The following is a 12,788-nucleotide window of genomic DNA, read 5'->3' as shown; positions in this document are numbered from 1 at the left end:
GTGTCACCTGTTTATTGTTTGATTAAATGAGTTTTAATCAGTCTAAAACACTCAAAATCTGAATGTTAGACGACTAAAGGTTAATTCTATAACTCTTTATAAAGAAAAAGGACTGCCTGTTGATTGACCGTCCTTTTTCTGTGATGTAGTTAGTCTGAGACTAACTTAGAATGCAAAGTGTTCCGCATCCAGGTTCATCAATGGCTCTACACCTGTCGCAATCACTTCAACGTGTGAACGAACGCGTGGCAGGATTTTCTTGAAGTAGAAGCGTGCTGTCGTCACTTTGGCATTGTAGAAATCAACCTCAGTGGTACCAGCAGCCAGTTGCTCCTGAGCAACCAATGCCATACGTGCCCATAGGAAAGCTAGAGTGACATAACCAGAGAAGTACAGGTAATCAACTGCAGCTGCACCGACTTCTTCAGGGTTTTGCATCGCGCGCATACCAATCTGCATAGTGAGATCGCCCCATTCTTTGTTCAAGGCAGCCAATGGTTCAACGAATTCTTTCATTGCAGCATTGTCTTTGTGCGCTTCAGCAAATTTATGGATGATCTTGGTGAAGTCTTTCAACATTGCACCTTGCGTACCCAATACTTTACGGCCTAACAAGTCTAGTGCCTGAATTTCAGTGGTACCTTCGTACAAGCAGGCGATACGTGTATCACGTACGATTTGCTCCATACCGTGCTCAGAAATAAAGCCGTGACCACCAAATACCTGTACACCGTGTTTCGCAGCTTCAGAACCGGTTTCAGTCAGGAACGCTTTCGCAATAGGAGTAAGCAATGACAGGATGTTGTCCGCAAATTTACGGTCAGCTTCTTCTGCAGCATGTTCAACCACGTCAGCATATTGTGCTAATAGATAAACCAGTGCACGACCGCCTTCTGCATATGCTTTTTGCGTCAACAGCATGTTACGTACAGCAGGATGTACAATGATTGGATCTGCTTCTTTTTCTGGTGCTTTAGGGCCACTTAAAGAGCGCATTGCCAGACGGTCTTTTGCGTATGCAAGCGCGCCTTGGAATGAACCTTCAGATGCTGCAAGACCTTGAACTGCTGTACCGATACGTGCTGTGTTCATGAAGGTGAACATGCAGTTCAGACCGCGGTTTTCAGGTCCGATCAGAAAGCCTTTAGCATTGTCAAAGTTGATGACACAAGTCGCGTTACCGTGAATACCCATTTTGTGTTCGATCGAACCACAACGTACACCGTTACGCTCGCCAATCGAACCGTCAGCATTCAGGTTGAATTTTGGCACGATGAATAATGAGATACCTTTAGTACCTTTCGGTGCACCTGGCAGGCGAGCAAGTACGATATGGATGATATTTTCAGCCATGTCGTGTTCACCAGCAGAGATAAAGATTTTCTCGCCAGAGATTGCGTAGCTACCGTCTGCTTGCGGTTCAGCTTTGGTACGGATAATACCCAGATCAGAACCTGCATGAGATTCAGTTAAGCACATGGTACCCGTCCACTCACCTGAAACCAGTTTAGGCAGGTAAGTGTCTTTTTGTTCAGCTGAGCCATGGTGTTCTAAAGTACGAACCGCACCGTGAGACAGGCCAGGGTACATGCCCCATGCCCAGTTCGCAGTACCGACCATTTCAGAAATCGCGATACCTAAAGAGTTCGGTAAGCCTTGACCGCCGTATTGCTCTTCAGCAGAAAGAGAAGGGAAGCCAAGCTCGATGTATTTTTGGTACGCTTCTTTAAAACCAGTTGGAGTAGTGACAACGCCGTCATTCCAGGTGCAGCCTTCACGGTCACCGGTCTGGTTGATTGGAGACAATTCGTTTTCACAGAAGTCGGCCGCAGCTTCTAAGTACTGATCTACCAGCTCACGGCTTACGTTTTCTTGGAATGCAGGGAGATTTGCATAGTGTTGTTCAGCATTTAATAATTCATGCAACACAAATTGCATATCACGTAAAGGCGCTTTGTATTGTGGCATATCGGTTTCCTCAATACTGGTTGAACCAGCGTTATAATCTTAGATGAACTAAAACCTGTCTTCACTGACACGGTTTGGAATGATCTAATCGTGCAACAACTTCCCCTGCGGTACAAGCTTTTCGGGGTGTTTTCTTGGTGACTGTAAAGTCAAAGATTAATCTGCATGATGCATTAAAGGTCTTGAGTATAAAGACTTTAGTCATATTTTGTAGGAAAGGAATAGTCAACTGTATGCATGAAACAGCACACAATAAAAAAGCACCCGAAGGTGCTGGTCGTGAAGCCTTGATTCCTATGCATTAATAGGCAGAGGCTGTAGGCTGAAAACGAACATGACATTTGCCATTGATGGTTTGTTCGCCCATCTTGATCTGTGCAGCTGTCCCGTCTTTTTTGCTTTGACAGGCTTGTAGCATGGCTTGTTGATGTGCCTGGTGTTGAGCGAGGCGCTGATCAAACTGTTTAGTCAATTCTGCACGTTTGGCATCAGTCAGGACTTCACCGCGCATCATGCCGCCACGCATATCGGCACGCATTGGATGATGTTCAGCTTTCATGCCACGATGTTCACCGCGATGGCTTTTCATCTCTTTACGATCTGCTTTAAAGACCATCTGGCAGGTGCCGTCTATGGTTTTATCGCCACTCTTGACCTGAATGGCTGAACCCACGGCTTTATTGTCGCAGGCCTGTTGAAGCTGTTTGGCAAACTGCATGCGTTCTGCACGTTTCGCTTTAAACTGCTCACGCTGTTCAGGGCTTAGATGATGTTTTTTACCTTCATGATGTTTCATCATGTGGGGATGATCGTTGTTTGGGACATTGCTGGTAGATTGACAGGCAGTCAAAGCGCCCATCGATAAAACACTGGCACTGATTAATGCTATTTTTGTCATGGTTTGCATATGATTAATCCCGTTAAAGGTCTGATTCTTTTGATCGTTAAAGATTAAACAATAAAGATGTAGAAACAATGAAGAGTTTTTTGCTGCGGTGTTCGCTACAATAATGAATATAGAAGAAAAATTGAGATTTCTATTTTGAACATTCGCCGCATTCCCATTGCATTACGTCTATTTTTGACCGTGCTGTTGACCACGCTGGTCATTACCACGGTGAGCCTAGGTGTATTGCATCTGAATATGCAGCGTAATTTCGCCCGCTATGTCGCCGATGTCGAAATGCAGAAGCTGGATTATGTGATTGAAAATCTGGCCGATGTCTATGCAGTCTATCAGGACTGGGGCAATGCGATTCAGGCACAGATTCTCCAGATGGAAGGTGAAGCCGCGCCGGATGATTATGACCGTTTATCACGCTGGTGGCTGCGCCGTCAGTATGATATTGCCTTGCAGCAGCGTTATTTTCAGGAACAGACCCTGGCTCAGGTCGCACCAAGTATGGTGGATCCAGAGCTGCCACAACGTCAGGTCAATGAAGAAGAATTACGTTTATTAGCATCTAATTTGCCCTCCCAGTTTCAGCCTTTTGAAGGCCTGAAATTCCCGCTCAGTTCTAATCAAAATCTGTTTAGAACTGATCGCAAAAATGGTGAGCAGCCAGCCCAGCAACCGACTGGTAAAAAACAGTTTATTCAGATGCCGGACCGTCTTGGCCTCAGTTCACGTCTCTCACTGTATGATGCCAAGCGTCGTTTCGTAGTGGGTGAGGCTTCAGATGAACAGATTTCTTATCGCCCGATTATGGTGAATAATCAGATTGTTGGCTATTTGGGCTTAAAACCGGTTCTGGATCAGGATGATGCGCTCAGTATTAATTTCTTCAGTAACCAGAAGCGTTATTTATTTCTGGTCTATGCACTCAGTATTTTGGCGAGTCTGATTGCCTCCCTGTTATTGGCGACTTATTTTAAAAAGCCGATTCAACGTCTGCTCAATGGTACACGTGCCTTGACCCAAGGAAATTATCAATATCAGGTGAAAGTGAACCGGAATGATGAATTAGGTGATTTATCCAATGAATTAAATGCATTGGCGGTGATTCTGGATCAGCATGAAACCTCACGCCGTCAGTGGGTGGCAGATACTTCGCATGAGTTAAAAACCCCATTGGCAGTGTTGCAAGCACAGATTGAAGCGATGCAGGACGGAATCCGTAAACCAACGCCTGAACATTTTGCTTCCATGTTGGCTCAGGTGAATAGCCTGAAAAAACTGACCCAAGATCTGGCAGCATTGGCACAGGTCGATGCCCAGCAATTGCAATTCTATTTCTCGACAGTGAATCCGTGGGAGGTGGTGCAGCAGGAACTTATTAACTTCCAGCCGAACTTTGAGCAGGCTGAATTGACGGTTACTGCAGATGGCGAAGGGACTGAGTTAAATCTGGATCTGGATCGTTTTAAACAGATTGTGGCGAACTTGCTCAGTAACAGTATTCGCTATACTGAAGCAGGCGGGCAGGTGCATATTCACACCACGCAAGATGATAAAGAATGGACCTTATATATCGATGATAGTCCATTTGGCCTGACTGATGAACAACTGGCGCGTATTGGCGAGCGTTTCTACCGTGTCGATGATTCGCGTACCCGAGCGACTGGCGGAACCGGACTGGGTTTGGCATTATCATGTAAAATTACGCAGGCGCTGGGCGGCAGCTTAAGCTTTGCACATTCACCACTGGGTGGTTTACGATGCAAGCTGAGCTTTCCTAAACAAATGAAACCATGAAGGGAATAGATTGATGAAACATGTCATGCTGGTTGAAGATGAAATCGAACTTGCACAGTTGGTGCGAGACTATCTGGAAGCTGCTGGTTTTGAGGTCAGTATGTTTCATGATGGGCAGGAAGCATATAACAGTTTTACCCAGCGTAAACCGAGTCTGATGATTCTGGACTTGATGGTGCCGCGTATGGACGGCCTGACCATTTGCCGTAAGGTACGTGAACAGTCGGATTTACCGATTATTATGGTGACTGCACGTACTGAAGAAATTGACCGTGTGTTGGGTCTGAATATGGGTGCAGATGATTATCTCTGTAAACCATTTAGTCCGAAAGAACTAGTCGCGCGTGTACAGGCTGTATTACGTCGTCTGGACCGTAAATCAGAACCGGAAAGCAATGATTTATTCCGTATGGACAAATCACAACAGCGTATCTGGTACCAACAAAAAGCCTTGAATTTAACGCCGACCGAATTCCGTTTGCTGGAGTTATTCCTGGAACATGTCGGACAGGTCTACTCACGTGCACAATTGCTGGATCATATTAATCCGGATAGTTTTGATGTGGCAGACCGTGTCATTGACAGTCATATCAAGAATTTGCGCCGCAAGATTTCAGATGCAGCTGAAACCGGCAACCGTCATGAGTGGATTCAGGCGGTGTATGGGGTCGGTTACCGTTTTGAATATCCTGAAGATTGAATAAATAAATATTTTTTTAGCATTGTAAAGCTCCTTTAAAATGGTTATTTTTTAGGAGCTTTTTATTTATAATTTTTAGAGGGTTGGGGTAAAATGATTTTAAAAAAAACATTACTAGTACTAAGTTGCTCTGTGTTTTTAGTGGCTTGTGGTGGAGGTGGGAGTGGAAGCGAATCATCTTCACCTAGCGGAGCAAATGGGGGAGAGGTAACGACACCTGCTTCGGATTTAGAAAAAGCAAAACAACTTGTTAAAACCACCAATGCTATCATTTCTTATTATGATGGTTTTCAAAATATTGCTGATCAATATAAAGTTCCTGCAGAAGTAATAAATAACACATCTTCAGATTTGAGCCGTGCAACAAACTTATTATTAGTGATTGCAGAGGTTGTTACTGAGAATGCACAGGGGCAGACCAAGACTTATACAGCACAACAAATTCAGGATTTAATTAATCAGGATGATGCATATAATTTTAAATTTAAGAGCAATACTTTAAAGGCTAATGTTACGGGTACTTCTATTACTATTTCAGGTGATGCTAGTGTCCAATATTGGCAAGATTTTGATTGGGATAAAGTTACAGCGGACAATGCTTGGAATAATGCAAATTGGTATAACGATCCTGCATATTCAATTTATGGTGATGATGCTGAAGTTACAGTATCAAATTTGGTCTTAGAAGCACCGTTTATTGATACCGCACGTACAACTTATAATTATAAGATTCAGAATAATGGAAAAATTTCTACCAAGAATCTTAAAAATCAAACTGCGAGTTTTAGTTTCACTGCAGATAGTACAGCATCTATGGTTTATGCTACCGCAGATACAATGGAAAACCGTGAAGATATTCCGAATCAAGCCACAATGAATTTAAAAGGACTTTTGTTTGAAAGTGCAGATGTGAAAGCCAATTTAGCAGAAGTTTCTTTAATTGCACGCAAAGCTAAATTTGATAATGGTGTTGAAACTTTAGAACAATTGATTCCATCTGAGTTGGTGCTGAAAGGTCTTGTAAGTTATCAGCAGGAATCGTTGAATTTAGAAGCTAAATTCAATTTGAATAATGATTTATCTAAAGCTATTGATGTGAGTGCTGGGCAGGAAACATCGACTAATTTCATCAATGCGAATTTAAATGTCAAATTAAGCGGTAACTTAAAAGGTGCTAATGCAGTACCTACACCATTTAGCATTGATATTACTGCAAAACGTGCTGAATTTACCAAAGGCACAGCTACTGTTGCCGTTGTCGTTGATAAAAATGCATTGGATATTGAGTTAACTGCAAAAGACTTAGATCAAGAATATCAAGTTATTGCGGGTGTAATTAAGCATAAAAATGGAGCATCCATCAGTATTGCAGATGTACAGGGTTTTACTTCAGCGAATATTATGGTTGCAGGAAAAAGTTACGGGGACCTCACTAAAAACTCATCTGGGCAATATGTGGTGAAATTTAATGATGGCACAATAATTTATATCGCTCCTTAATCTAAAACTTAACTTTGAGAAGAAGGCAGCATTTGCTGTCTTCTTTTATATCTAATGAAAAAAAATTTATTCATATTGGCCGTAAGTTTGCCATGCTCTGCTTATGCGGAAAAAACGATTCAATACAGTATAAATGCTGATATTTATAGTGAGCCTGTTAGTGTACATGCCTTTTTAAATGGTTGGGAAACCCCTAATTTTAAAAAAGGCAATAATGCCTTTGCACATGGGAAAATGAAATTAGAAACCAAACAGGATAATTGGACTGTAGGTTGGGTTTGGGCTTATGACTATCAGATTCATTTTAGTGATGATATGGCAAAGTTATATTATCAAATTGAAAATGATCAGTTAATTGATGCAAATAAACATAATCAATTGGAATTAGAAGCTCAGCATGTCGAAACGGTGGGAACTCGTTTTGCCTATGATTGGAAAGTTCATCCTGATTGGACAATTGTGACAGGAGCAACGGCTCTCATCGGCCGTCATTATGTGGATGGTAAATTTCAAGCAACAGGACAAACAACCAATTTGACTGAATTGATGGATCGAGTAGCTTGGTTAAATGGTTCATTGGATTATAGTTATGACCGTCCTGCTTTAAAAGAAGAAGAATTAGGTTGGGATGGAAGAACCAGTAAAGGTTATGGCTATGGCCTAGATTTTGGTTTACATGGGCAAATCAAAAAAGATTGGAATATTAATCTTCAGGTCGATGATTTACTCGGTTACTTATATTGGGATAAGGCTCCATTTACACGCTACAATCTTTATTACGATCAAAATCAGCGTCCTCGAATGGATCTAAGTGGACAATTAAGTAAGAGCAAACAGTATCGTCAAAAACTGCCTTTTAAATTAAGTTCGGAAATTAGCTATGATGTTCAAACTAAGCCTTGGAGTGCGAGCATTAGTAGTTTTTCAAATGAATATATAACATTAGCTCAACTCAATGCCTTTTGGAAAATGGAACAATTAAAATATGGACTGCATATAGAGCCGCAAACACAAGCTTGGGGATTATCAATACAGCATAAAAATTTTGGTGCTAAATATATGACTGACAATTTAGAGAGCAATCAGGCACATCGTTTTAGTGCCTCTTTATATGCTCAATATTACTGGTAAAATCTTTCAACATTAAAATTTTCTAATAAAAACGGAGCGATATGCTTCGTTTTTATTAAGAAGAACAACTCACCATGACTTCAGGCACGTCACTCGGCAATGGCGCTAAATCTTCAGGCTGTTCCAGATCTGACTGTTTCAGATAAGGTTGACTGAGTAATTTAAACAGGCGGTCGACTTCAGAAAAATCATCCCGCTCTGCCAGTTCAATGGCTTTCTGTGCCATGTGATTACGCAGAATATAATGTGGATTGATCAAGTGCATGGCGGCGTGTAACTCTTCAATATCCTGTTGTTCTCGAATGCTTTCATATTGCGTCAAAAATGCTTCAAACTGACGACGGTCTAAGCAATCATCTTTAATGGCTTCATAGTCTTTATTTTGCAGACGGATAAAACTCTGGGTGTAGTCCAGTTGCTCACTTTGCAAAATTCGCAGAAATGCCATCGCACAATCAAAACTGTCTTTATGGAAACTTGGCAAGCCCATTTTCTGATTTAAACCATATTTATAATGCTCTAAGAATGTTGGCTCATAGTGCTCCAGACATGCTGCCAAATCCTGTTTCCATTGTTCTTTGTCATAATCTGTAGGGCAGAGCGGCACCAGATTATTTAACCATTGCCACAAATTCCAATGTCCGATACTTGGCTGCTGCTGATAGGTATAACGCCCTTGATAATCCGAGTGGTTATTGATCCAGTTCGGACGGAAGCGCTCCATAAAGCCATAAGGACCAAAGTCCAAAGTTGAACCGGTAATATTCAGGTTGTCAGTATTCATCACGCCATGTGCAAAACCAACCAGTTGCCATTTGGCAATCATCACCGCAGTGCGCTGAATAACTTTTGTGGCAAAGCTCAGAATCGGCTGTTCGGCTTGCAGGCATTCTGGATAATGCCATTCGATACATTTCTGGATAAATTCAGCTAGTAGATCTGGCTGATACTGATTGATCCATTCAAAATGGCCGAAACGGATATGACAGTCTGAAGTACGCAACATCATCGCGCCCGGCTCTAGCTTCTCACGCTGAATACCTTGGATTGATGAAGTAAAACCAACTGCATTACTGGATGCTACACCTAAAGCATTTAAGGCATGACCTGCCAGATACTCACGAATGACTGAACGCAGTACTGCACGACCATCGCCCATGCGTGAATAAGGGGTTGCACCAGCACCTTTTAAATGCAGGTCAATGGTCTGATTATTTTTATCCAGAATTTGCGCAATCAACAACCCGCGACCATCTCCCAACTGTCCTGCCCATTGTCCAAACTGATGACCTGCATAGACCATAGCCAAGGGTTCAAATTCAGTAAAAACTTTCTGACCACTACAAATCTCGACCCATTGCGCCTTGTCTTCATCCGACCATTGCAGTTGCTCTGCTAAAGCTGCATTAAAATGTCCGGCTTTCGCACCTTTTAACGGCAGCGGAACTTGATGGTGATAGAGGCGGGCGGGCAGTGTTTGATAGCGAGAGTTAAAATACATGGCATCAGTACAGGATTGGAATAAATTTACTATAACAAAGATAGCTGTATAAAACTGTTGTATAAGCGAGAGTCACGTTATCTTTCGGACATAAAAAAAGCCCCAATCGGGGCTTTAGTGTTCAACAGCTTTTATTGAGAAACTGCAGACTTTTTCAAATTACGAACCAGTAGATTCAAGGTTTGACGATGATGAGAAAGACGCTGTTCAACCAGCTGGAATTCAACTTTCAGCTTGTCATCCATCTGGTGAATTTTTTCAGCCATAGATGCTTTCTTGACCTGAATTTCCTGTTCTTTCAACTTCGCCCAGTCATTTAAAGTTTGGGTAAATGCATCATATTCCTGTGCGATTTTGGTTTTTACCGCCGAGATATCTTCAGAAACATCATGGCCATATACCGCAAGATCTTGTTCGGCATATTTAAACTTCATCGCCAATTCCGCTTTTTTGATATTAAAGCTAGGAATACGGCGCAAGTTTTTAGCTAAACCAAGTTTAGAACAAGTCCAGATCAACCATTTAGTTGGATCGTACTGCCACCATTTCACGCCGTTACGGTAATCGTATTGGAAAATGTGGTGATAGTTGTGATAACCCTCACCCCAAGTTGCAACCGCGAGTACGAAGTTGTCACGTGCAGTATTTTCATCGGTATAAGGACGATTTCCCCACATGTGGCACAGTGAGTTAATGAAGAAGGTCACATGATGGCTCAGGATTAAACGCATTAATCCACCCAACAGCAACACGCCCCAGACATCGCCGACTGCCCAGCCAATTGGCAATAAAATCGCAGCATGAACAGCAATCACTAAAGGAACGTAGTATTTGTCCTGAAACATCACCACTTTGTCTTTTAACAGATCTGGCGCATTTTTATAGTTGGCTGCACCTGATGGATAATCACGTAACATCCAGCCAATGTGTGCATACCAGAAGCCTTTATTGATCGAGTACGGGTCTTGATCAACATCATCGACATGACGGTGATGGGTACGGTGACCAGATGCCCAGAATAAAATACTGTTCTGTACAGCAAATGTACCCATAATCATCAAGATGATTTTTAATGGTAAAGTGGCTTCATAAGCACGATGTGCCCACAGGCGATGGTATCCTGCTGTAATGCCGAGGCTGCTTACGCCCAGTAAAACAAACATACTGATCCAAGCGGCAGCGCTAAAATCATGGTGATACGCATACAACGGAATCGCAATCAGGGCTACAATCGGTAAAAATACCAATGCAAACACAGCAATCCAGTTGATGGGGGCTTTGGGTAAGGGAGCATTCATCTCCAACAGCACTCCTAGAACCTCGGAAGGTATAACAAAAAGCAGAAACTACTGTTGGTTTTAACAGCAGCCTATCTTGTCCATATTAGCATGTGCCCTAAGGCATCACTAGCATTATTGTACGGTTGTATTGTACTTGTCGGTAACAGAATAAGTAGGGCAGAAGTGACCATTTTGCGAGCGTAGACGGGTTCTGATTTCCGACTAAGTGACTGAGGATTATCACTCTTTCAGAAAATGGAAACCGAATGAATCAGAGGAAAATAGTTGTTCATAATTTCTACAATACTATCAGGAAATTTGCAGAATATAGAGGTTGGGCAACTTAATTTCACTTTCAAATAAAATCTGATTAAGGAACATTCACACTTTCATTATTGTATTGTCGAAATGAACTGGATCAAGAAATACCTAGATCAATTAAGGCTAAGAGAGATTATTTTAAGAGAAATTGTTCAGAGTTGTTGCAGCATCAATTTTGGATAATCGGTAATCAGCCCCTGAATGCCCCAGTCTCGCAGCTGTTTAGCTCGGGTGACATCATTGACCGTCCAGACACTGATATTCAACTCGGCAGCCTGCGTAGCCTGAATCAGGTCTTTACTGGCCAGTTCATCCATCCAGCCAATATGACAGCATCCAAGTTCCAGTGCCTGATCAATAGCCTGATGTTTGATATCGGTCTCAATCAATAAACCACGTTTTAAACGTGAGTTTTGCTGTTTGAAAGCATCCAGAATTTTGGCATCAAAGCTGGTAATAATAGCTGCCTGCTCATAACCTTGTAACTGCTGTTCGACTTCAAACGCGATTTTTTCAGCTGCTTCTTCAGATGCTACGCTTTTGATTTCGACTTCAATATGCTCAAAATTTCGAATGACATTTAAGGTTTGATCGAGCAGTGGGGTCGCTTCGATTTTATTCCATTCTGACCAGGCCACTGCGTGATTATATTGGGTAAGATCTTGACGGTTACACTCGTATAGATGCTTCTGCAAGCCGGTGGTGCGCACAAAGTCGTCATCATGCATGATAATTAAGGCGTTGTCTTTGAGCTGACGGACATCAAACTCAACGGCGCGAATGCCGATCTCCTGAATATATTGAAAACCGCCCAAGGTATTTTCAGGGGCTTCGCCACGTGCACCACGATGACCAATTATGCGCATAAAATGCTCATGAGTGGGAAAGTTAAGTTCATTTTGCGAGGGCTACGTGACAGAAGGATGACACTTTCTATTTTCGTCAGATGCTCTGTAAAATCAAGAGACATCTGAGGTGTATTTTTAGATGCTAACTTGAAACATAATTTTACTTTTCGATGCTGTCATTGATGTTTTTTTGCCACAGCACTTCGGAACCGCCCTCAGCGCGTTGCAGGGTGCGCGATGCAACAAATAACCAGTCCGATAAACGGTTAAGTAGTTGTAGTGACGCTGCCTGAATGTTTTGGTCACGGTGATGTACCGACATCACGCTGCGTTCTGCACGACGGCAAACAGCGCGGGCCTGATGGGCAAAGCTGCACACCAACGTTCCAGCAGGCAGAATAAAATCTTTTAACATCGGCAAAGCTTCATTCATGCGGTCGATATCATTTTCCAGAAACTCAATCGATACCGGTTGCACCAGATTAAAACCCGGAATACACACTTCACCGCCCAGATCAAATAACCAGTGCTGGATCAGGCTTAAAGATTTATCCCAAGCGGCTTGATCTTCAATGTTGCTTGCTGAAATTTGTGCGCGTAATACGCCAATCACGGCATTCAGTTCATCGACATCGCCGAGTGCTGTGATACGCAAATCATCTTTGGCAACACGTGAGCCATCACCGAGTCCTGTGGTACCTGAATCGCCTGTGCGGGTGTAGATTTTGCTTAAACGGTGGCCCATATGTGTTCCTTGAATTTTTAATGAAGATAATAAAAAAGGATAATGTCGGTCATAACATTATCCATAAACTGCGCTGTTTTAAAGTTTTTTGCTGTTTAG

Annotated in this window: 10 protein-coding genes; 4 read left to right on the top strand and 6 right to left on the bottom strand. The window is 42.4% G+C overall.

Translation table 11 applies throughout. The features are described 5' to 3' along the window. Nucleotides 1-165 precede the first annotated feature (165 nt). Nucleotides 166-1,968 (bottom strand): acyl-CoA dehydrogenase C-terminal domain-containing protein, encoded by a 1,803-nt coding sequence (locus H0S56_RS11770; protein WP_195725140.1) that lies wholly within the window; start codon nt 1,966-1,968, stop codon nt 166-168. A 301-nt stretch (nt 1,969-2,269) separates the two neighbouring features. Beyond that, nucleotides 2,270-2,875 (bottom strand): hypothetical protein, encoded by a 606-nt coding sequence (locus H0S56_RS11765; protein WP_195725139.1) that lies wholly within the window; start codon nt 2,873-2,875, stop codon nt 2,270-2,272. Between the two features lie 135 nt (nt 2,876-3,010). Between H0S56_RS11765 and baeS the strand changes: the two genes are divergently transcribed. From baeS to H0S56_RS11745, 4 genes are all read left to right on the top strand, one after another. After that, nucleotides 3,011-4,663: a sensor histidine kinase efflux regulator BaeS gene (gene baeS / locus H0S56_RS11760; RefSeq protein ID WP_005103294.1), complete on the top strand. Its 1,653-nt coding sequence runs from the start codon at nt 3,011-3,013 to the stop codon at nt 4,661-4,663. Between the two features lie 13 nt (nt 4,664-4,676). After that, nucleotides 4,677-5,363, top strand: coding sequence for a response regulator (locus H0S56_RS11755; protein WP_004278304.1), 687 nt, complete (start codon nt 4,677-4,679; stop codon nt 5,361-5,363). 93 nt (nt 5,364-5,456) lie between these two features. After that, entirely contained in the window at nt 5,457-6,863 is a 1,407-nt protein-coding gene (locus tag H0S56_RS11750) for a hypothetical protein (protein ID WP_227554897.1), read from the top strand. A 54-nt stretch (nt 6,864-6,917) separates the two neighbouring features. Beyond that, nucleotides 6,918-7,994 (top strand): DUF5723 family protein, encoded by a 1,077-nt coding sequence (locus H0S56_RS11745; RefSeq protein ID WP_171304322.1) that lies wholly within the window; start codon nt 6,918-6,920, stop codon nt 7,992-7,994. Nucleotides 7,995-8,049: 55 nt separating this feature from the next. Here H0S56_RS11745 and H0S56_RS11740 read toward each other — a convergent pair whose 3' ends face one another. From H0S56_RS11740 to H0S56_RS11725, 4 genes are all read right to left on the bottom strand, one after another. After that, nucleotides 8,050-9,495: a protein adenylyltransferase SelO gene (locus tag H0S56_RS11740; RefSeq protein ID WP_195725138.1), complete on the bottom strand. Its 1,446-nt coding sequence runs from the start codon at nt 9,493-9,495 to the stop codon at nt 8,050-8,052. 131 nt (nt 9,496-9,626) lie between these two features. Beyond that, on the bottom strand, nt 9,627-10,793 hold the full coding sequence (locus H0S56_RS11735; protein ID WP_004647507.1) for an acyl-CoA desaturase: 1,167 nt from the start codon (nt 10,791-10,793) through the stop codon (nt 9,627-9,629). A gap of 455 nt (nt 10,794-11,248) precedes the next feature. Further along, nucleotides 11,249-11,962: a glycerophosphodiester phosphodiesterase gene (locus tag H0S56_RS11730; protein WP_195725137.1), complete on the bottom strand. Its 714-nt coding sequence runs from the start codon at nt 11,960-11,962 to the stop codon at nt 11,249-11,251. A 142-nt stretch (nt 11,963-12,104) separates the two neighbouring features. After that, nucleotides 12,105-12,689, bottom strand: a complete 585-nt coding sequence (locus H0S56_RS11725) for a cob(I)yrinic acid a,c-diamide adenosyltransferase (RefSeq protein WP_004647509.1) — start codon at nt 12,687-12,689, stop codon at nt 12,105-12,107. Nucleotides 12,690-12,788 lie beyond the last annotated feature (99 nt).

The sequence above is a fragment of the Acinetobacter lwoffii genome (genome assembly GCF_015602705.1).
Taxonomy (GTDB): Bacteria; Pseudomonadota; Gammaproteobacteria; order Pseudomonadales; family Moraxellaceae; genus Acinetobacter; species Acinetobacter lwoffii_E.
This window is presented reverse-complemented; position numbering and strand designations above follow the sequence as displayed.

What these genes read in the sequence shown, in the direction of transcription:
- H0S56_RS11765 (WP_195725139.1), bottom strand. Translation starts at nt 2,875, where the DNA reads ATGCAAACCATGACAAAAATAGCATTAATCAGTGCCAGTGTTTTATCG.
- H0S56_RS11735 (WP_004647507.1), bottom strand. Translation starts at nt 10,793, where the DNA reads ATGAATGCTCCCTTACCCAAAGCCCCCATCAACTGGATTGCTGTGTTT.
- H0S56_RS11755 (WP_004278304.1), top strand. Translation starts at nt 4,677, where the DNA reads ATGAAACATGTCATGCTGGTTGAAGATGAAATCGAACTTGCACAGTTG.
- H0S56_RS11740 (WP_195725138.1), bottom strand. Translation starts at nt 9,495, where the DNA reads ATGTATTTTAACTCTCGCTATCAAACACTGCCCGCCCGCCTCTATCAC.
- H0S56_RS11750 (WP_227554897.1), top strand. Translation starts at nt 5,457, where the DNA reads ATGATTTTAAAAAAAACATTACTAGTACTAAGTTGCTCTGTGTTTTTA.
- H0S56_RS11725 (WP_004647509.1), bottom strand. Translation starts at nt 12,689, where the DNA reads ATGGGCCACCGTTTAAGCAAAATCTACACCCGCACAGGCGATTCAGGT.
- H0S56_RS11745 (WP_171304322.1), top strand. Translation starts at nt 6,918, where the DNA reads ATGAAAAAAAATTTATTCATATTGGCCGTAAGTTTGCCATGCTCTGCT.
- H0S56_RS11730 (WP_195725137.1), bottom strand. Translation starts at nt 11,962, where the DNA reads ATGCGCATAATTGGTCATCGTGGTGCACGTGGCGAAGCCCCTGAAAAT.
- H0S56_RS11770 (WP_195725140.1), bottom strand. Translation starts at nt 1,968, where the DNA reads ATGCCACAATACAAAGCGCCTTTACGTGATATGCAATTTGTGTTGCAT.